Below are 18,863 nucleotides of genomic sequence, written 5' to 3'. Positions count from 1 at the left end.
GCAAGAAACCAGCCGAGGAAACGCCTTCCATCATGTCGACCCTGCTCGTCACCCATCCGTCCGGCCTCGCCCACGCCACCCCGCCCGGCCACCCCGAGCGGGCGGACCGGCTGCGCGCGCTCGACCGCATCTTCGAGCAGGAGAAGTTCGCCAATCTGGTGCGCGACCTCGCCCCGCGCGGCGCGCGCGCGGACATCATCCGCGTCCACCCCGAGGACTTCGTCGACGCCATGGGCGAGGCCTCCCCCAAGGAGGGGCTGGTGCGGATCGATTCCGACACCCTGATGTCGCCCGGCACCTGGGAGGCGGTGCTGCGCGCCGTGGGCGGCGCCTGCTTCGCCGTGGACGAGGTGATGGAGGGCAAGGTCTCCAACGCCTTCGTCGCCATGCGCCCGCCGGGCCACCATTGCGAGACGCGCCGGCCCATGGGCTTCTGCCTGCTCAACCAGGTGGCCATCGCCGCGCGCCACGCGCAGGCGAAGTTCGGCATCGACCGGGTGGCGATCATCGATTTCGACGTGCACCACGGCAACGGCACCCAGGAGATCTTCTGGGCCGACGACAGCGTGCTCTATTGCTCCACCCACCAGATGCCGCTCTATCCCGGCACCGGCGAGGTGAGCGACGTCGGCGCCGCCGGCACCATCGTCAATGCGCCGCTGGCCTCCGGGGACGGCGGCGACAAGTTCAAGGAGGCGATGGAGAGCCGCATCCTGCCGCGGGTGGAGAGCTTTGCGCCGGGGCTGATTTTGATCTCGGCCGGCTTCGACGCCCATGTGCGCGACCCGCTCGCCTCCCTGCGCCTGGTGGACACCGACTTCGGCTGGATCACCAAGCGGCTGATGGAGATCGCCGACAAGAAGTGCGAGGGCCGCGTGGTCTCCCTGCTGGAGGGCGGCTACGACCTCGAAGGCCTCGCCACCTCCGCCGCGGCGCACGTCACCGCGCTGATGCGGGGGTGACGCGGGAACGTCACGCCGCGCCCCTGCGCCTGCGCGGGCGGGAGGACGGGACGCCGGGCCGCCGCTCCGCCGCGCCGCGGGGCCGGAGAGGAGGTAACCACGCCCGGCGGCGGCGGAATCCGCCGCCGCGCCCCGTCCCGGTCGCGGGAATGCCTTGCCGTCCGCCGCCCGGAATGCTGATGTCGAACCATGCGGCACGCGAAACGATGCTGCGTCCTAAGGGGTAGGTCATCCATGAAGTCCAACGAAGGCGCATGGCGCGCCATCCTCGGCTTCCGCTCCTTTGGTCCCCTCTGCTGCGCGCTCGTGTTCGCCGCCTGTCCGCTCCCCGCCGGCGCGGACGGGGAACGCGCGGGGCGCGGCGTCTCCCTCACCTTCTTCAACGCGCCGGCCGGCGCCGATCCCCTGCTGCGCCCGCCCACGCTCGGGCTCGCCGTGGGGAGCGGCGAGGTCCACCGGGCGGTGCTCGACACCGGCTCGACCGGCGTCGTGGTGTCGGCGACCTCGATCCTCAACATCGACGACCTGCCCGTGCTCGGACCCGGCCGGCTCACCTATACGAGTTCCGGGCGCATCATGCAGGGGCGCTATGTGCTCTCCGCGGTCACGGTGATCGGCAAGAACGGCGCCACCATCACCACCCGGCCGATCCCGGTGCTGGCGGTGGACAGCGTCGACTGCCTCGCCTCGGCGCGCAATTGCGAGCCCCGGGAGCGGCCGCGCGGCATCGCCATGCTCGGGGTCGGCTTCGCCCGCGAGGGCGACCGCCAGCGCGCCGGCACGCCGGACAAGAATCCCTTCCTCAACCTGCCGGAGATGGGGCGGCCCGGCCAGCCGAGCGCGCTGCGGCGCGGCTACATCCTCACCCGCCAGCAGGTGCAGGTGGGCGTTGCCCCCCAGGACACCGCCCCCTTCTCCACCGTCAGGCTGGAGAGCGACCCCGCCCGCGACGACTGGGCGCCACCGCAGGCCTGCATCTCGGTGGCGCGGCGTCCGCCCGCCTGCGGAACCTTGCTGGTGGATACCGGGGTCACCTCCATGTATCTGTCGGTGCCCGCCACCCAGACCACGGACATGGAACACATGAACTCGCGCGGCGAGCCGATCCTCGCCGATGGGGTGGAGGTGGCGGTGGTGCCGCCCGAGGGCGCGCGTGCCCCCTCCTACCGCTTCGTGGTCGGCGACGTGGCCAACCCGCTCGCGCCGGAGCGGGTGATCCTGGTGGGCGAAGGGCGGCGCCCCCCCTTCATCAACACCACGGTCCGGCTTCTCAACGGCTATGACTATCTCTACGACGCGGATGCCGGGATGATCGGCTTCCGGCCGGCGCGGCGCTGAGGCCGCGGACGCAGCGAGGACGGGGATGCCACATGCCGGACGAACGCGCCAGCGCGCTTGCGGGAAGCGCCGCCGCGGGGGGCGACCGGCCGGCGCCCATGGAGGGGCACGGCGCCTATAATCGCGGCTCGCGCGTGCAGGGCGCCTCGCTCGCCCCGGCGCTCGGGCTGCTGGTGGAGGCGGCGCGCGCCGTGCCGCTTCCCGCCGCGCCGGCGCCGCTCGTGATCGCCGATTACGGCGCCTCCCAGGGCCGCAACTCGCTCGGCCCCGTGGGCGCCGCTCTGGCCGAGCTGCGCCGGCGCGCCGGCCCCGAGCGCGCCGTGTCGGTGATCCACACCGACCTGCCCGGCAACGACTTCTCCGCTCTGTTCGAGACCCTGGACAGCGACCCGGGCAGCTATCTGCGGGACGACCGGCGCGTCTTCCCGTCCGCGGTGGGGCGCTCCTTCTTCGGCCAGATCCTGCCCGATGCCGGCGTGCATCTGGGCTGGAGCTCCTGGGCCGTGCAGTGGCTGAGCCGGGTGCCCGGCCCGATCCCCGACCAGGTGCAGGTGGCCTTCAGCCGCGATGCCGGCGCCCGCGCCGCCTTCGCCGCGCAGGCCGACGCCGATTGGCGCGCCTTCCTTTCGGCGCGCGGGCGCGAGCTCGCCCGAGGCGGCAGGCTCGTGGTGCTGGCCATGGCCACCGACGACCGCGGCGACTTCGGCTATGGGGCGCAGGTTGAGACGCTCTATGCCGCCCTCGCGGCGATGCAGGCGCGCGGCGAGATTACCGCCGCCGAACTCCACCGCATGGCGATCCCCACCTATGGGCGCACCCGCGCCGAGTTCGCCGCGCCGTTCGCGGGCGGCCCCTTCGCGGGCCTGAGGCTGGAGGCGCTCGACGTGTTCCACGGCGCGGACCGCGTGTTCGCCGACTTCGCGGCCGACGGCGACGCGCGGGCGTTCGGCGCCAAATGGGCCGCCTTCTCCCGCGCCTCGGTGTTCCCCACCCTCGCCGGGGAACTCGGCGCCGACCCCGCCCGCGCCGCCCGCTTCATGGACGCGCTGGAGGCCGAGGCCGCGGCGCGCCTCGCCCAGGCGCCGGGCCCGACCGTGATCCCGCTGGCGGAGATGACTTTGGTCAGGGACTGATCTCACGCCCCCGTGAGCGGGCGCGTTTCTGCCCGCCTTGGCGCCATATGCCCCCTAGGGAGGCAGAAGCACGCCGCCGGGCGGCGCCGGCGGGCCGGGCGCCAGGCTGCATCCACAAAGTGCATGCAATTGGCATGGTCGTTGCGAAGGGGGCCGCATCCCTCCCCGACGCACGAGGTCTCCCATGCGCCGCCGCGACTTCTCGAAGCTTGCCCTCACCGCCGCCGCCGGAACCGTCGCCGCCCCCGCGGTGCTGCGCGCCCAGACCACCTTCACCTGGAAGATGACCTCCGCTTATGGGCCGAAGGCCGCCTTCTATTCGGTGGGTCCGGGCAGCGCGAGCGACCTGTGCAAGCGCATCGAGGCCATGTCGGGCGGGCGGCTCAAGATCCAGTTCTTCGGCGCGGGCGAGCTGATCCCGGCGCTGGAGGGCTTCGACGCGGTCTCCGCCGGCACGGTGGAGATGAACTACGCCAACGCCTATTTCTGGACCGGCAAGAGCTTCGCCGCGCAGTTCTTCACCGCGGTGCCGTTCGGCCTCAACTTCCAGGGCGTCAATGGCTGGCTCTATGAGGGCGGCGGCATGGGCCTCTACAAGGAGGTCTACGACAAGTTCAACCTGGTGCCGCTGGTGGCCGGCAATACCGGCGTGCAGATGACCGGCTGGTTCAAGAAGCCGATCGAGAAGACCGCCGACCTCAACGGCCTGAAGATGCGCATCCCGGGCCTCGCCGGCCGCGTCTACAAGGAGTTCGGCGTCGACGTGCGGCTTCTGCCCGGCGGCGAGATCTTCCCGGCGCTGGAGCGCGGCGTGATCGACGCGGCCGAGTTCGTCGGCCCCTATCTCGACCGCCAATTGGGCCTGCAGAAGGTGGCGAAATACTATTACACCACCGGCTGGCACGAGCCCGCCACCGTCTCCGAGGTGATCGTCAACAAGGCCGCCTGGGCCAAGCTGCCCGACGACCTGAAGGCGATCGTCGAGAATGCCTGCGCCGCCTGCAACGTGATCTCGGAAGCCTGGTGCCAGAAGGCCAATGGCGAGGCCATGGCCGACCTCGTGAAGAACCAGGGCGTCATCGCCCAGCCGCTGCCCGACGCGGTGGTGAAGGACCTGCGCGCCGGCACCGCCAAGGTGCTGGACGCGGCGGTGGCGGCCGACCCGATCGCCAAGAAGGTGGCCGACAGCTACTTCGCCTTCCTCGGCACCTACAAGAGCTGGGCCGAGCTCTCCGAGGGCGTCTACTACAACAAGATCCTCGGCTGATCCCGTGACCACCCCGACCGCCGACGCCGGCGGCGCGCCCTCGCTTGGGGGGCGCGTCGCCGCGGCCATCGAGACGCTGGTGGACAAGGTGGGCGCGCTCTCGGCCTGGACCTGCCTGGCGCTGGTCCTGGTGATGGCCACCAACGTGTTCCTGCGCTACCTCTTCTCCACCGGCTCGATCTGGGCGCAGGAGCTGGAATGGCACCTTCTGGTGCCGATCTGCATGCTGGGCGCGGCCTATGCGCTGCGCCACGGCGAGCATGTGCGCGTCGACGTGCTCTATGCCCATTATTCGCCCCGCGCCAAGGCGGTGACCGACGTTCTCACCGCCTTCGTCTCCATGGCGGTGGCGGCGATCATCTTCCGCCTGTCGATCCCTTACGTGATGCAGTCGGTGAGCATGGCGGAGGGCTCGGCCAATCCCGGCGGCATCGAGATGCGCTTTCTGCTGAAAGCCTTCATCCCGCTCGGCTTCGCGCTGTTCTTCCTGCAATCGCTCGCCGACGCCATCCGCGCCTGGCAGCGCCTCTTTCCCCGGTGACACGATGAGCGTGAACGAGTGGCTGGCGATCGGCATGCTGGTCGGCTTCTTCGGCCTGCTGATGGCCGGCCTGCCGGTGGCGCTGACCCTGGCGGTGTCCGGCTTCGTCTTCGGCTGGCTCGGCTTCGGGCCGCTTTTGTTCAACCTGGTGCCGGCGCGCATCTACGGCGTCGTCACCAACTACACGCTGCTCGCCATTCCGCTGTTCGTGTTCATGGGGGTGATGCTGGAGAAATCCCGCCTCGCCGAGGACCTCATGGAGGTGGTGAGCCACCTCGCCGGCGGGCTTAGGGGCGGCATCGGGGTGGGCATCATCCTGGTGGGCGTGATCATGGGGGCGACCACCGGCATCGTCGGCGCCACGGTGGTGACGCTCGGCCTCCTCACGCTGCCGGCGCTGCTCAAGCGCGGCTACGACAAGGGGCTCGCCTGCGGGGCGATCTGCGCCTCCGGCACGCTCGGCCAGATCATCCCGCCTTCCCTGGTGCTGATCCTGCTCGCCGACATCATGAACGAGAGCGTCGGCACGCTGTTCGCCGCGGCGGTGATCCCGGGGCTCATCGTGGCGGGGCTGTTCTGCCTCTATATCCTGGCGCTCGGCATCTTCGCGCCCCACATGGTGCCGCCGGTGTCGATCGCCGAGCGCGCCGCCATGGGCCGGGCCGAGCTGATGGGCAAGATGCTGCGGGTGGCGCTGCCGCCGTTCGGCCTGGTGCTGGCGGTGCTCGGCTCCATCATCGCCGGCGTCGCCGCGCCCACGGAGGCCGCCTCCATGGGGGCGCTGGGCGCGATCCTGGTGACGGCGCTGGGGCGCCGGCTCTCCTGGGCGACCTTGTGGGCCACCATGACCGACACGGCGAAGATCACGGCGCAGATGATGTTCATCCTGATCTGCGCGCAGGTGTTCGCCATCGCCTTCCGGGGGCTGGGCGGCGAGCGGCTGGTGCAGGACGCCTTCGATTTGCTGCCAGGCGGTCAGGCGGCCGAGATCTGGTTCATGCTGGGAATCGTGTTCCTGCTCGGCTTCTTCATCGAGTGGATCGAGATCTGCTACATCGCCGTGCCGCTGTTTTTGCCCATCTTCCAGGCGCAGAACGTGGATCTGGTGTGGATCGGCATGCTGGTGTGCGTGATGCTGCAGACCAGCTTCCTCACCCCGCCCTTCGGCTGGGCCCTGTTCTTCCTGCGCGGCGTGGCGCCGCCGGAGGTGAAGACGGGGGACATCTATCGCGGCGTGGTGCCCTTCATCGCCTTGCAGGTGGCGGCGACGGTGCTGGTGTTCCTGTTCCCGGCGCTGGCGACGTGGCTGCCGGCGGCGATTGGGTGGTGAGGGGGGGGGAGGGGGACTCCAGCGTGTAATGCAGAGCTTTACCCCTCTTTATAACGTGTGCTACCAATTATCATGCCGTCCTGGGGAGGCCTCATTGGCTCGCAACAACAACACAACGTGGATTAGCGCTTACCGAGAAAGAGAAGACCTCTCTCCATTTGGAAGTGCCGGATTAGCCCTTTTTGCGATGGCGCTTAAATTTGGATACGATGATTTGCAGACCATCGGCGCCGATGCCGTAGTTGATGGGCCAGACGACAAAGGTTGTGATATTTTATACATCGACAGAGAACAGAGAATTGCGATAATTTGTCAATCATATGTTGCAAAAACGCCGAAGTCTTCCGCACAAGATGGCAAAGCAGCAACGCTTAGACAGGCCGTTTCATATTTACTCGAGGTTGATGCAAACAGCATTCCGGAACGACTAAAAGCAAGCGCGCTAGCTCTGCGTGGGGCTATTAAAGATGGCGACATTGATTTTTTATATCTCTGGTTTGTTCACAATTGCCCAGGCTCAAAAAATGTAAAATCCGAAATGAAAGCAGTCGCCGAGTCAGTTCATTCTGCATTAACATCAAGATATGGCGACCGCAACATTCCAGCGTTTTCTGAAGAAATATCGTCTGAAGTTCTAGAAAAGCTATACACAGATACAAATACGCCGATTTTGGTAGATGAGCATATTGAGTTTAAAACAACATCTCAACTTTCATTTCAGGAAAATGATTGGAATTGTCTGGTTGTTCCGCTTAGCTTAAAACTTCTTCATGATCTATATAAAAAACATAAAACGAATTTGTTTTCCGCTAACGTCCGGGATTTTCTTGGCGTTAAAGCTGGAGATTCAAATATAAACTATCAAATGCAAAAATCATTAAAAGAAAAGCCAAAAAATTTCTTTGTATACAACAATGGACTAACAATTTTGACTCATAAGATTGACCATGAAACCACAGAAAATTCTGAAATAATTGTAAAGCTTCGTGGAATTTCAATTGTAAATGGCGCTCAGACAACAGGCACTATTGGCACATCAAACGAACCTCCGCCAGATAATGCATTCGTTCTTGCTCGTTTTATTTCAACTTCCAGCGAAGATCTTATAGCTGATGTTGTTCGATACAATAATAGCCAAAACGCCGTTACTGCTTCTGACTTTCGTAGCACTGACCCAACTCAACGGCGCCTAGTTCAGGAAATGGGCCAAATTCCTGAAGCCGAATATGACGGCGGCCGCCGCGGGGGAGTTTCAGCAGCAATAAAGAGACGACCAAAACTGCTCCCCTCCTACTCAGTAGGTCAGGCACTGGCCGCAATTCACGGCGCACCAACAGTGTCATATAATGAAAAATCAGCTATTTGGTCACGAGATGTTTTATATAGTCGTTACTTTAATGAACAACTTACCGCTACTCATATTGTTTTTTCATACAGCCTATTGAAATCTATTGAAAATGAGAAAAATAGTTTGCGACTGAAAGAGGGTTCTGGAAATATTATGAGCAACGCTGAAACCGCTAAGTTCGCATTCTATCGCAAACGAGGATCTGTTTTTCTATTGGCTGCCGCGATAGGGGAGTGCCTAGAGACAATTACAGATCGTGTGATTCCGAATAGATTTTTACTTAGTTTTGGCAAGACCGTATCGCCCGAAAAGGCTGTCGCCATTTGGACCCCAACTGTAGAAGCACTTTCGGGGCTGCACAGCCAACTTGAAAAAGCTTTCAGCGATGGGTTAAAAAACCAAGAGACAATTACTGAAACCACGAAAGCCTTTTCTCAGTTTGTAGCAAGTGTACGTGCGCCATACGCTACATATTTTGACGTTATAAAAAATTCAATTGTAATTAGTTAGGTCGAAATTTTATGACAGAGACCTCAGATTCTTTAATTCGGCAGAACTGGCACTCCCCCCCTCACCCCACCCGCCACGCATTCCGCCCCCCGCCTTGGCCGCATAGAGCGCCATGTCGGCGGCCTGGAGCAGGGCTTCGGGGGTGTCGCGGCCCTCGCCGGGCAAGGCGATGCCGATGGACAGGCCGACGCTCACCTGCCGCCCCGCCGTCTCCACCGGCTTCGCCATGCCGGCGATGAGGCGATCGGACAGGCCGCAGGCGGCGGCCTTCACGGCGCTCCGGGCGTCCGCGCCGATGGCGGCCCCCTGCCCCGCGCCATCGCCCGCATCCGCACACGCATCCCGGCCGGCCGGCCCGCCCGGCGGCGCCTCCGCCGCGCCCGCGGGATGCTCCAGCACCACCAGGAACTCGTCGCCCCCCATGCGCGCCACCAGGTCGCCCGCGCGCAGCTCGGCGCAAAAGCGCTCCCCCGCCGCGCGCAGCACCTGGTCGCCGGCGGCGTGGCCGAGCGTGTCGTTCACCGCCTTGAAGCGGTCGAGGTCCAGCATCAGCACGGCCAGCCCCGTGCCCCCGCGCGCCCAGCGCCCCAGGGCGGCCTTCAGCTGCGCCTCCGCCAGCACCCGGTTCGGCAGCCCGGTGAGCGGATCGTGCGAGGCGGCGAACGCCAGCTCGTCCTCCGCCGCCTTGCGCTGGGAGATATCCCGCACCGAGGCCACGTAGCCGTTCGGCGCGCCGGTCTCCTTGTCGTGCGTGAGCTTGAGGAACGCCTCGATCCACACATAGGAGCCGTCCTTGCGGCGCTGGCGCTGCTCGGTGCGCGCATGGTCGATGCGGCCGGCCTTCACATCGGTCATCAGCCGGCGGAAGTGGGCCAGGTCGTCCGGATGCACCAGATCCACCGCGCGCGCGCCCACCATCTCCTGCGGCGTGTAGCCCAGCATATCGTGCACCGAGGGGGAGACGTAGAGGCGCACGCCGTCCAGGTTGCCGCGCACCAGCGTGTCGGTGTTGTGCTCGGCGATCAGGCTGTAGAGATCGCGCTGCTCGCTCGCCTCGCGCTCCTCGGCGAGCGCGTCGAGATGGGCCGAGACCAGGTGCGCCACGTCCTTCATGAGCGCGCGCTCGGCCGGCGTGAGCGCCTGCGTCCCGCCCCACATCACCACCACGCCCGCGCCCGCCTTCAGCGGCGCCGCCGCGATGACGCCCGGCGGCGGCGGCCCGGCCGCGGCGATGGTGGGATCCTGCGCCGCGTCGGCGATCTCGAACACGCCGGAGAAGGCCCCGGCCCGGCCGAGCAGCGCCTGCGCCCTCGGATCGGACGGCCCCGAGCGGCCGATGCGCGCGCGCGCCGCATCGGTGAGCCACACCTCCACCGTGCGCCCGGGAAAGGCGGCCGAGGCGAGGCGGGTGAAGGCGGCGAGGGTGGCGTCGAACGGCACCCCGGCGGACCCCGCATCTTCGCCGCTTCCGGCCCCGCCCTTCGTCCAGGTCTCCTTCGTCATCCGCCTCGTCCTGGCGCCTCCCGGCGAAAAACCTTACGTCAAGGCGCCCCGATGCGCATCGGGAAACCGCCCCGCTCCGGCGCCACAAAAAAGGGCGCAGCCTTGCGGCCGCGCCCTTCTTGCTCCCCCAAGCCGGCGCCGCCGGCTTGGGACCTCAACATTCCGGTCGCAATGGGCTTCCTCAGAAGTCCATTCCGCCACCCAAGCCGGCGCCGCCGGCTTGGGACCTCAACATCTTGGTCGGAATGGCCTTCCTCAGAAGTCCATTCCGCCACCCAAGCCGGCGCCGCCGGCTTGGGACCTCAACATCCTGGTCGGAATGGACTTCCTCAGAAGTCCATTCCGCCCATGCCGCCCATGCCGCCGCCGGGCATGGAGGGCATGCCCGAGTCGCGCTTGGGCAGCTCGGCCACCAGCGCCTCGGTGGTGACGATGAGGGCGGCGATGGAGGCCGCGTCCTGGAGCGCGGTGCGGACCACCTTGGCCGGGTCGACGATGCCGGCCGCGATCATGTCCACATATTCCTCGCTCTGGGCGTTGAAGCCCTGGTTCGGATCCTTCGCCTCAAGCACCTTGCCGACGACGATGGAGCCTTCCACGCCCGAATTCTCGGCGATCTGGCGGATCGGCGCCTCGAGCGCCTTCAGCACGATCTTGATGCCGGCGGCGATGTCGGCATTCTCGGAATTGAGCGCCTCGACCGCCTTCTTGGCGCGCAGCAGGGCCACGCCGCCGCCCGGCACGATGCCCTCTTCCACCGCCGCGCGGGTGGCGTTGAGCGCGTCGTCTACGCGGTCCTTCTTCTCCTTCACCTCGACCTCGGTCGAGCCGCCGACGCGGATCACCGCGACGCCGCCGGCGAGCTTGGCGAGGCGCTCCTGCAGCTTCTCGCGGTCATAGTCCGAGGTGGTCTCCTCGACCTGCGCCTTGATCTGGTTGACGCGCGCCTCGATGTCGGCCTTGGCGCCGACGCCGTCGACGATGGTGGTCTTCTCCTTCTCGAGGATCACCTTCTTGGCGCGGCCGAGCTGGGCCAGCGTCACGCTCTCAAGCTTGATGCCGAGGTCCTCGGAGATCACGGTGCCGCCGGTGAGGATGGCGAGGTCCTCCAGCATCGCCTTGCGGCGGTCGCCGAAGCCGGGGGCCTTCACGGCCGCGACCTTCAGGCCGCCGCGCAGCTTGTTGACCACCAGGGTGGCGAGCGCCTCGCCCTCCACGTCCTCGGCGATGATCAGCAGCGGACGGCCCGACTGCACCACCGCCTCGAGCACCGGCAGGATCGGCTGCAGGCCGCCCAGCTTCTTCTCGTGGATCAGGATGTAGGGGTCCTCGAGCTCGGCGATCATCTTCTCGGCATTGGTGATGAAGTAGGGCGAGAGATAGCCGCGGTCGAACTGCATGCCCTCGACCACTTCGAGCTCGGTCTCGGCGGTCTTGGCTTCCTCGACGGTGATGACGCCCTCATTGCCCACGCGCTGCATGGCGCCGGCGATCATCTCGCCGATCGAGGCATCGCCGTTGGAGGAGATGGTGCCGACCTGCGCCACTTCCGCGGAGGAGGAGACCTTCTTGGCGCGCGCCTGGATGTCCTTGATGGCGGCGGCGACGGCAAGATCGATGCCGCGCTTGAGGTCCATCGGGTTCATGCCGGCGGCCACCGCCTTGGCGCCTTCCTTGACGATCGCCTGGGCGAGCACGGTGGCGGTGGTGGTGCCGTCGCCGGCGGTGTCGTTGGTCTTCGAGGCGACCTCGCGCACCAGCTGGGCGCCGAGATTCTCGAACCGGTCCTCGAGCTCGATCTCCTTGGCGACGGTGACGCCGTCCTTGGTGATGCGCGGCGCGCCGAAGCTCTTCTCGATCACCACGTTGCGGCCCTTGGGGCCGAGCGTCACCTTCACCGCATTGGCGAGGATGTCGACGCCGCGCAGCAGCTTGTCGCGCGCGTCGGAGGAAAATTTCACGTCCTTGGCAGCCATTCCGGCCTCCTGAGATTGGGATTATCGTTGTCGGAGCGGACCCGGCGGGCCCGGATCACACGCCGCGGCGGCGCCCCATCACTTGGTGATGACGCCGAGGATGTCGCTTTCCTTCATGATGAGGAGGTCATCACCGTCGATCTTCACCTCGGTGCCGGACCACTTGCCGAACAGCACCCGGTCGCCGGCCTTGACGTCGATCGGGACCAGCTTGCCGGCCTCGTCGCGGGCGCCGGGACCGACCGCAACCACCTCGCCCTCCTGGGGCTTCTCCTTGACGGTGTCGGGGATGATGATGCCGCCGGCGGTCTTCTGCTCGGCTTCGATGCGCTTGACGACCACGCGGTCGTGCAGGGGACGGAAGGCCATGGGTGTTTTCCTCTCGGCGCTGGGAGGCGGGCGGTCCCGCCAGTTCTGGCACTCAGGATATGAGAGTGCCAAGCTCGGGCCGGAGATAATGAGCCCACCCGTCCGCGTCAAGGCGAGGGGCGGCCGGCGCGCGGCTTTTGGCCCGCGCCCGCGCACACCAATCGGTAACCAAGGCCTTCTAGGATTTCCCTCGACCCCGCCCAAGCGCAGATGCCGCGGCATCTGCCCCACGGTCAGGACGAAGCCGGCTCCCCAGCGCGGTCCCAAGGTCGACGCCGCGCCGCGAACGCTCTATGGTCCGGCACGTCCGCCCGGCCGGACGGGGAGGCAGAATTCCAGGGCGCAGGAAGCGCGAAGGTTGCGGAGTGGCCTGATGCTGAGACAGACGGTGGTACACGAGACGTCCCCGGCCCGGCCCGCGCGCCGGAGCTCCGGGCGCCACCCGTGGGGCGCCGCCGTCGCCCTCGCCTTGGCGCTCGGGCTCGCCGCCTGCGAGACCACGCCCAGCGCGCCGCCGCCGCCCGCGCGGCCGCAATATACCAGCCCGATCCCGCCGGACCGCCTGGTGGGCCGCTGGGGCCTTGCCGCCTACCACCGGCCGGACGACGCGGCGCGCACCGAGGCGCAGGCCAAGGCCCAATGCTCCAACCCCTATGTCATTACCGCCGGCACCAATGGCGGGGTGATGATGTATCTCGCCGACGACAACAAGCTCACCGAGCTGGTCTCCAAGCAGGTGGCCGGCGGCCCGGTCTATATCGGCCCGCCCGAGGATCCGGCGGGCGGCGAGCGCGACCGCCAGGTGCTGCGCTTCGACGGCCAGGTGCTGGTGCTGAAGTTCGTCGATCCCGAAGTGTCCAAGCGCTACGGCACCTCGGTGTTCGTGCGCTGCTCCTGACCCTGCCCCTTCCCGCGCCATGAACGGCCGCCTGCGGGCGGCCGTTTTCGTTTGTCGCGCAGCGGGCGCCTGTTCCTCGAGGCAGGCCGGCGGCCCGGATTCTGCGGCCGTGAAGCCGGCGCCGATGGGTGGGCAGAGGACGGCGTCGACATGACGCAACGGAATGAATGCCGGCAGATCTTTTAATTATTGGAATTGTAATTTATTAAACCTTTGATTTCCCTGTCCTGAACCCGATAAAACGCGACAAGTTCAGTATTATAACAATTTCAATCTAGGGATCGTCTTTCTAATTGAGTTGATACGGCGGTGCCGCATCCCGTACCCGTAGAACAGATTCCATGCTGTTCGCTCTTGCGGGATTGCCATGACTGCCCTTGATCGCCCCGATCCATGTCGCCCGCGCGGGCGCGCGCTGCTGGCCGCCACGGCGCTTTCCGCGCTCGCCGTCGCCCCCGCTTGCGCCGAGGACACCCAGCTTCCCACCCTCACCGTCGAGAGCGGCGACCAGAGCGCCTGGGGCCCGGTGCAAGGCTACATCGCCGAGAACAGCGCCGTCGGCACCAAGACCGACACGCCGCTCCTGGTGACGCCGCGCTCCATCTCCGTGGTCACGCGCCAGGAGATGGACGACCGCGCCGTCCAGTCCGTGGTGGACGCGGTCTCCTACACCGCCGGCGTCGTCACCGGCGCCTACGGCTACGACCCGCGCTTCGACGACATCTACCTGCGCGGCTTCGCGGTGACCTCGGGCGGCGATTTCCGCGATGGCCTGTCCCAGCAGTCCGGCAATTTCGCCTATTGGCGCACGGAGACCGAGGGCCTCGAGCGGATCGACGTGATCAAGGGCCCGGCGAGCGTGCTCTACGGCCAGACGGTGCCCGGCGGCCTCATCAACCGCATTTCGAAGATGCCGGTCGACACCCCGTTCGCCGTGGTCGAGGGCGAGGTCGGCGCCCCCGGCTGGTTCCAGACCTCGTTCGACGTCGGCGGCAAGGGCAAGGAGGACGGCAGCGTCCTCTACCGCGTCACCGGCGTCGCCCGCGCCGCCGAAGGCACGGTGAACTACACCACCAACAATGCCCTCTACCTCGCGCCGACAGTGACGTTCCAGAACGACACCACGCGCTTCACCATCCTCGCCAACATCCTCGACAGCCGGGTTCCCTCCAACACCGCCTACTGGCAGACGCCGAACGTCCTCACCAATATCCCCATGGGGACCACCTACAACGCGATCCAGCAGACCCAGGAGCAGATCGGCTACCGGCTGGAGCACGATTTCAACGACACGATCACCGCGCGGCAGAACGTCCGCTACGGCCATATCGACAACCACAGCTTCTGGACCGACGCCACCGGCGTGGTGAACGGCCCCTTCATCGAGATGGCCGCGGCGAACTATGTCGAGACCCTCGACAGCTTCCAGGCCGACAACCAGCTTCAGATCAAGCTCGCGACCGGCCCGGTGCAGCACAAGCTGCTCGCCGGCGTCGACTATCTCTGGCTGAACAGCAATTACGGCTATGGCGAGGGGCCCGCCGGCCCGATCAACATGTTCGATCCCAATGCGCCGAACAAAGTGGTGATGCCGACGCTGCTCGCCTATAGCGGCGCCTCCCTGAGCCAGCTCGGCCTGTATCTGCAGGATCAGATGACGTTCGGCGAGGGCTGGCATTTCAGCATTGGCGGGCGCCAGGACTTCGCCTCCCAGGACCAGACCAGTTCCCATGTGGTCACGGCGACCCGCGACGATCACGCCTTCACCTGGCAGGCCGGCCTGCTCTATGAGTTTTCCGCCGGCATCTCGCCTTATGTGAGCTACGCCACCTCGTTCCAGCCCTCGATCAACGTCGACGCGAACGGCGCGCTGCTGGAGCCGTCCTCGGGCGAGCAGTACGAAGCCGGCATCAAGTTCCAGCCCAAGGGCGGGCGCAGCTACGTCACCCTGGCGGTGTACCAGATCACGCAGAACAATTACGCGGTGCCGGATCCCAATACGTTCGTCTACAGCCCGGTGGGCGATGTCCGCGTGCGCGGCTTCGAGTTCGAGGCGCTGATGCAGCTGGCGCAGGGCCTCGATCTGACCGCCGCCTATACTTACACCAACGGCACCATTCTCGACAGCCTGGAGCTCAACACCATCGGCAACACGCCGGTCAACATGCCGGCGCACGTCGCCTCGCTCTGGGCGAAATACATGGTTCCCGACGGCCCCTGGAAGGGCTTCGGCGTCGGCGCCGGCATTCGCTATATCGGCGAATATTGGTCCGACAACACCAACACCTACATGAACCCGGCGCAATTCCCCATCGACGCGGCGATTTACTACGAGAAAGACAATTGGAAGTTCGCCGTCAACGGCAAGAACATCTTCGGCCAGCAGCAGGCGTTGCTCAACGAAGGCTATTGGTACTGGCAGCAGGGCAGCTCGGTCATCGCCTCGGCCAGGTACAAGTGGTGACGCGATGACGCAGACCGCGCCGGCAACCGGCGCGCATCCCCGCCACGGCGGCCTCGCGCTGCGTTCCGGGCTGGTCTGGGCGCACCGCATCCTCGGGCTCGCGACGGCGCTGTTCCTGTTTGTGGCCGGCATCACCGGCAGCCTCCTCGCCTTCCACGACGAGATCGACGTCCGGCTGAACCCGCAGGCCTATACCGCCACGGCGCGGGGCGCGCCGCTGGCGCCCGAGGCGCTGGCGGCGAAGATCGAGGCGGGCGATCCCGATCGCGCGGTCTGGTACATGGCCCTCGAGCACGCGCCGGGCCACGCCGCGGCCGTGTTCGCCATGGGCCGGATCGACCCCGCGAGCGGCCAGCCGGTGGACATCGCCAAGGATTACTTCAACGTCGACCCAGTGTCGGGAGAGATCCTCGCCGCGCGGCTGTGGGGCGCATGCTGCTTCTCGCGGCTCGCTTTCGTGCCCTTCATCTACGAGTTCCACCACAATCTGAGCCTGCCGGGCACAATGGGCATCCTGCTGATGGGCGTGGTGGCTGTGCTGTGGTTCGTGGACGGCTTTGTCGGCCTCGCCCTCACCTTGCCGCGCGGACGGCCCTTCCTCGCCAAATGGACGCCGGCCTTCGCCATCAAGGGCGGCAGCCGGTTCCGGCTCCATCTCGATCTGCACCGGGCGGTGGCGCTGTGGCTGTTCGTGATCCTCATCGCCATCGCCTTCTCCTCCATCGCCATGAACCTGCGGCGCGAGGTGGCGGAGCCGATCGTGCGCCTGTTCTCGACGCTCACGCCCACCCCGCTCTCCGGCGCCCCGTTCGAGCGGCTGCGCCCGCGCACGCTCTCCTTCGACGGGGTGCTCGCGGCCGGCGTGCGGGAGGCCCGCGCGCGCGGCTGGAGCGAACCGGCGAGCGAGATCTTCTATTCGCCCCATTACGGCGTCTTCGGCGTCTCGTTCGGCGACCATGACGACCCGTTCGACCAGCGCTGGCTCTATTTCAGCGGCGACACGGGCGAGCTCCGCGGCGCCGCCATCCCCGGCGCCGGCTCGGCGGGCGACGTGTTTCTCGCGCTCCAGCTTCCCATCCATTCGGGCCGCGTGCTCGGCCTGTTCGGGCGCATCCTCATCGCCGTGATGGGCGTGGTGGTGGCCATGCTCTCGGTCACCGGCGTGGTGATCTGGTGGATCAAGCGCAAGGGCCGCAGGGCACGGGCAATGAAGGCGGCCAGGCCGAAGGCGGTCCCGGCGGAGTGACGCGCCGGCCCTATTCGTCCATCTTCAGCGCGGCGATGAAGGCCTCCTGGGGGATCTCCACCTTGCCGAACTGGCGCATCTTCTTCTTGCCTTCCTTCTGCTTGTCCAGAAGCTTGCGCTTGCGGGAGATGTCGCCGCCATAGCACTTGGCCGTCACGTCCTTGCGCAGCGCCTTGATGGTCTCGCGGGCGATGATCTTGGCGCCGATGGCGGCCTGGATCGGGATGTTGAACAGATGCTGGGGGATCAGGTCCTTCAGCTTCTCGCACATCACCCGGCCGCGCGCGTCGGCGCGGGCGCGGTGCACCAGCATGGAGAGCGCATCCACCGGCTCGGCATTGACCAGGATCGACATCTTCACGAGGTCGCCGGGACGGTATTCGGTGATCTGGTAGTCGAACGAGGCATAGCCCTTGGAGATGGATTTCAGCCGGTCGTAGAAATCGAACACCACCTCGTTCAGCGGCAGGTCATAGGTGACCATGGCGCGCGCGCCCACATAGGTCAGCTCGATCTGGGTGCCGCGCCGGTCCTGGCAGAGCTTCAGCACGCTGCCGAGATAATCGTCCGGGGTGAGGATGGTGGCGCGGATCCACGGCTCGCGGATCTCCTCGATCTTCACCACGTCCGGCATGTCGGCCGGGTTGTGCAGGTCGATCACCGAGCCGTCGGTCATCTGGATCTCGTAGATGACCGAGGGGGCGGTGGCGATGAGGTCGAGGTTGAACTCGCGCTCCAGGCGCTCCTGGATGATCTCCAGATGCAGCAGCCCGAGGAAGCCGCAGCGGAAGCCGAAGCCCAGCGCGGCGGAGGTTTCCATCTCGAAGGAGAAGCTGGCATCGTTGAGGCGCAATTTGCCCATGGCGGCCCGCAGGTCCTCGAACTGGGCCGCATCCACCGGGAACAGGCCGCAGAACACCACCGGCTGCGCCGGCTTGAAGCCCGGCAGCATCTCCGCGCAGGGGCGCTTTTCCTCGGTGATGGTGTCGCCGACCCTTGTGTCCGCCACCTCCTTGATGGAGCCGTTGAGGAAGCCGATCTCGCCCGGGCCCAATTCGGCCATGGCCACCATCTTGGGGGTGAAGACGCCGACGCGGTCCACGTCATAGGCGGCGTCGGCGGCCATCATCTTGATGCGCTGGCCCTTCTTGAGCACGCCGTCGACGATGCGCACCAGCACCACCACGCCGAGATAGGTGTCGTACCAGGAATCCACCAGCAGCGCCTTCAGTGGCGCCGCGCGGTCGCCCATGGGCGGCGGCAGGCGGGTGACGATGGCCTCCAGCACCTGGTCCACGTTGAGACCGGTCTTGGCCGAGATGCCGATGGCGTCGGACGCGTCGAGGCCGATCACGTCCTCGATCTGCGCCTTCACCTTCTCCGGCTCGGCGGCGGGCAGATCGATCTTGTTGAGGACCGGCACGATCTCGTGATTGTTGTCGATCGCCTGGTAGACGTTGGCGAGCGTCTGCGCCTCCACCCCCTGGGAGGCGTCCACCACCAGGAGCGAGCCCTCCACGGCGGCGAGCGAGCGGTTCACCTCATAGGCGAAGTCCACATGGCCGGGGGTGTCGATGAGGTTGAGGATGTAGGTTTCCCCGTCCTTGGCCTTGTAGGACAGGCGCACGGTCTGCGCCTTGATGGTGATGCCGCGTTCGCGCTCGATGTCCATGCTGTCGAGCACCTGGTCGGTCATCTCACGCTCGGTGAGCCCGCCGGTGATCTGGATCAGCCGGTCGGCGAGCGTGGACTTGCCATGGTCGATATGGGCGACGATGGAGAAGTTGCGGATGTTCTTCTGGGCGCTGGCGGTCATCCGCGCCGCATAGCATCGGCCCGAGGCGGCCACAAGGCGGGGCGCGGCTTGAGCGTGCTGGCAGACCGGCCCGGCGGAGGGCAGCGGCAGATGGGAGCGGCCTCCCCTCCCCCTTGTGGGGAGGGGCGAGGGGGTGGGGGTCGCGCCGCGTGATGTCGGCGG

14 protein-coding genes are annotated in these 18,863 nt (G+C 66.4%); 10 read left to right on the top strand and 4 right to left on the bottom strand.

Going from position 1 to position 18,863, the window contains the following annotated elements:
• Positions 1 to 32 precede the first annotated feature (32 nt).
• The 7 genes from ABLE88_RS10460 to ABLE88_RS10430 all read left to right on the top strand — a co-directional run bounded on the left by ABLE88_RS10460 (position 33) and on the right by ABLE88_RS10430 (position 8,429).
• Positions 33 to 962, top strand: a complete 930-nt coding sequence (locus ABLE88_RS10460; RefSeq protein ID WP_348831506.1) for a histone deacetylase family protein — start codon at positions 33 to 35, stop codon at positions 960 to 962.
• 234 nt (positions 963 to 1,196) lie between these two features.
• Positions 1,197 to 2,300 carry a hypothetical protein gene (locus tag ABLE88_RS10455; RefSeq protein ID WP_348831505.1) on the top strand — a complete coding sequence of 368 codons (1,104 nt, stop codon included), beginning with the start codon at positions 1,197 to 1,199 and terminating at the stop codon, positions 2,298 to 2,300.
• Positions 2,301 to 2,332: 32 nt separating this feature from the next.
• Entirely contained in the window at positions 2,333 to 3,433 is a 1,101-nt protein-coding gene (locus tag ABLE88_RS10450) for a class I SAM-dependent methyltransferase (RefSeq protein WP_348831504.1), read from the top strand.
• A 184-nt stretch (positions 3,434 to 3,617) separates the two neighbouring features.
• Positions 3,618 to 4,700, top strand: a complete 1,083-nt coding sequence (locus ABLE88_RS10445) for a TRAP transporter substrate-binding protein (RefSeq protein WP_348831503.1) — start codon at positions 3,618 to 3,620, stop codon at positions 4,698 to 4,700.
• 4 nt (positions 4,701 to 4,704) lie between these two features.
• Positions 4,705 to 5,241 (top strand): TRAP transporter small permease subunit, encoded by a 537-nt coding sequence (locus tag ABLE88_RS10440; protein ID WP_348831502.1) that lies wholly within the window; start codon positions 4,705 to 4,707, stop codon positions 5,239 to 5,241.
• A gap of 4 nt (positions 5,242 to 5,245) precedes the next feature.
• Positions 5,246 to 6,571, top strand: a complete 1,326-nt coding sequence (locus ABLE88_RS10435) for a TRAP transporter large permease (protein WP_348831501.1) — start codon at positions 5,246 to 5,248, stop codon at positions 6,569 to 6,571.
• 94 nt (positions 6,572 to 6,665) lie between these two features.
• Positions 6,666 to 8,429, top strand: coding sequence for an AIPR family protein (locus ABLE88_RS10430; protein ID WP_348831500.1), 1,764 nt, complete (start codon positions 6,666 to 6,668; stop codon positions 8,427 to 8,429).
• Positions 8,430 to 8,438: 9 nt separating this feature from the next.
• Here ABLE88_RS10430 and ABLE88_RS10425 read toward each other — a convergent pair whose 3' ends face one another.
• The 3 genes from ABLE88_RS10425 to groES all read right to left on the bottom strand — a co-directional run bounded on the left by ABLE88_RS10425 (position 8,439) and on the right by groES (position 12,277).
• A complete protein-coding gene (locus ABLE88_RS10425) occupies positions 8,439 to 9,932 on the bottom strand; it encodes a diguanylate cyclase domain-containing protein (RefSeq protein ID WP_348831499.1) in 1,494 nt (497 codons plus the stop codon).
• Positions 9,933 to 10,261: 329 nt separating this feature from the next.
• Positions 10,262 to 11,908: a chaperonin GroEL gene (groL, locus tag ABLE88_RS10420; protein WP_348831498.1), complete on the bottom strand. Its 1,647-nt coding sequence runs from the start codon at positions 11,906 to 11,908 to the stop codon at positions 10,262 to 10,264.
• A 78-nt stretch (positions 11,909 to 11,986) separates the two neighbouring features.
• A complete protein-coding gene (gene groES / locus ABLE88_RS10415; RefSeq protein ID WP_348831497.1) occupies positions 11,987 to 12,277 on the bottom strand; it encodes a co-chaperone GroES in 291 nt (96 codons plus the stop codon).
• 373 nt (positions 12,278 to 12,650) lie between these two features.
• Here groES and ABLE88_RS10410 point away from each other — a divergent pair, with 373 nt between their 5' ends.
• From ABLE88_RS10410 to ABLE88_RS10400, 3 genes are all read left to right on the top strand, one after another.
• The gene (locus ABLE88_RS10410) at positions 12,651 to 13,175 is read left to right on the top strand and encodes a hypothetical protein (RefSeq protein WP_348831496.1); all 525 of its coding nucleotides are present in this window, start codon (positions 12,651 to 12,653) and stop codon (positions 13,173 to 13,175) included.
• 367 nt (positions 13,176 to 13,542) lie between these two features.
• Positions 13,543 to 15,639, top strand: a complete 2,097-nt coding sequence (locus tag ABLE88_RS10405) for a TonB-dependent siderophore receptor (RefSeq protein ID WP_348831494.1) — start codon at positions 13,543 to 13,545, stop codon at positions 15,637 to 15,639.
• 4 nt (positions 15,640 to 15,643) lie between these two features.
• Positions 15,644 to 16,885 (top strand): PepSY-associated TM helix domain-containing protein, encoded by a 1,242-nt coding sequence (locus ABLE88_RS10400; RefSeq protein WP_348831492.1) that lies wholly within the window; start codon positions 15,644 to 15,646, stop codon positions 16,883 to 16,885.
• Positions 16,886 to 16,895: 10 nt separating this feature from the next.
• On the opposite strand, the gene lepA is transcribed toward ABLE88_RS10400, so the two are convergent.
• Positions 16,896 to 18,701, bottom strand: a complete 1,806-nt coding sequence (lepA, locus tag ABLE88_RS10395; protein ID WP_348831490.1) for a translation elongation factor 4 — start codon at positions 18,699 to 18,701, stop codon at positions 16,896 to 16,898.
• Positions 18,702 to 18,863 lie beyond the last annotated feature (162 nt).

The organism is Xanthobacter luteus, assembly GCF_040049235.1.
In the GTDB taxonomy this organism is placed as follows: domain Bacteria; phylum Pseudomonadota; class Alphaproteobacteria; order Rhizobiales; family Xanthobacteraceae; genus Xanthobacter.
Note: the sequence above shows the minus strand (reverse complement) of the source record. Positions and strands in the feature narration are given on the sequence as shown.

Coding starts and splice junctions, on each gene's coding strand:
- ABLE88_RS10460 (WP_348831506.1), top strand. CDS start 33: ATGTCGACCCTGCTCGTCACCCATCCGTCCGGCCTCGCCCACGCCACC.
- ABLE88_RS10455 (WP_348831505.1), top strand. CDS start 1,197: ATGAAGTCCAACGAAGGCGCATGGCGCGCCATCCTCGGCTTCCGCTCC.
- ABLE88_RS10450 (WP_348831504.1), top strand. CDS start 2,333: ATGCCGGACGAACGCGCCAGCGCGCTTGCGGGAAGCGCCGCCGCGGGG.
- ABLE88_RS10445 (WP_348831503.1), top strand. CDS start 3,618: ATGCGCCGCCGCGACTTCTCGAAGCTTGCCCTCACCGCCGCCGCCGGA.
- ABLE88_RS10435 (WP_348831501.1), top strand. CDS start 5,246: ATGAGCGTGAACGAGTGGCTGGCGATCGGCATGCTGGTCGGCTTCTTC.
- ABLE88_RS10425 (WP_348831499.1), bottom strand. CDS start 9,932: ATGACGAAGGAGACCTGGACGAAGGGCGGGGCCGGAAGCGGCGAAGAT.
- groL (WP_348831498.1), bottom strand. CDS start 11,908: ATGGCTGCCAAGGACGTGAAATTTTCCTCCGACGCGCGCGACAAGCTG.
- groES (WP_348831497.1), bottom strand. CDS start 12,277: ATGGCCTTCCGTCCCCTGCACGACCGCGTGGTCGTCAAGCGCATCGAA.
- ABLE88_RS10410 (WP_348831496.1), top strand. CDS start 12,651: ATGCTGAGACAGACGGTGGTACACGAGACGTCCCCGGCCCGGCCCGCG.
- ABLE88_RS10405 (WP_348831494.1), top strand. CDS start 13,543: ATGACTGCCCTTGATCGCCCCGATCCATGTCGCCCGCGCGGGCGCGCG.
- ABLE88_RS10400 (WP_348831492.1), top strand. CDS start 15,644: ATGACGCAGACCGCGCCGGCAACCGGCGCGCATCCCCGCCACGGCGGC.
- lepA (WP_348831490.1), bottom strand. CDS start 18,701: ATGACCGCCAGCGCCCAGAAGAACATCCGCAACTTCTCCATCGTCGCC.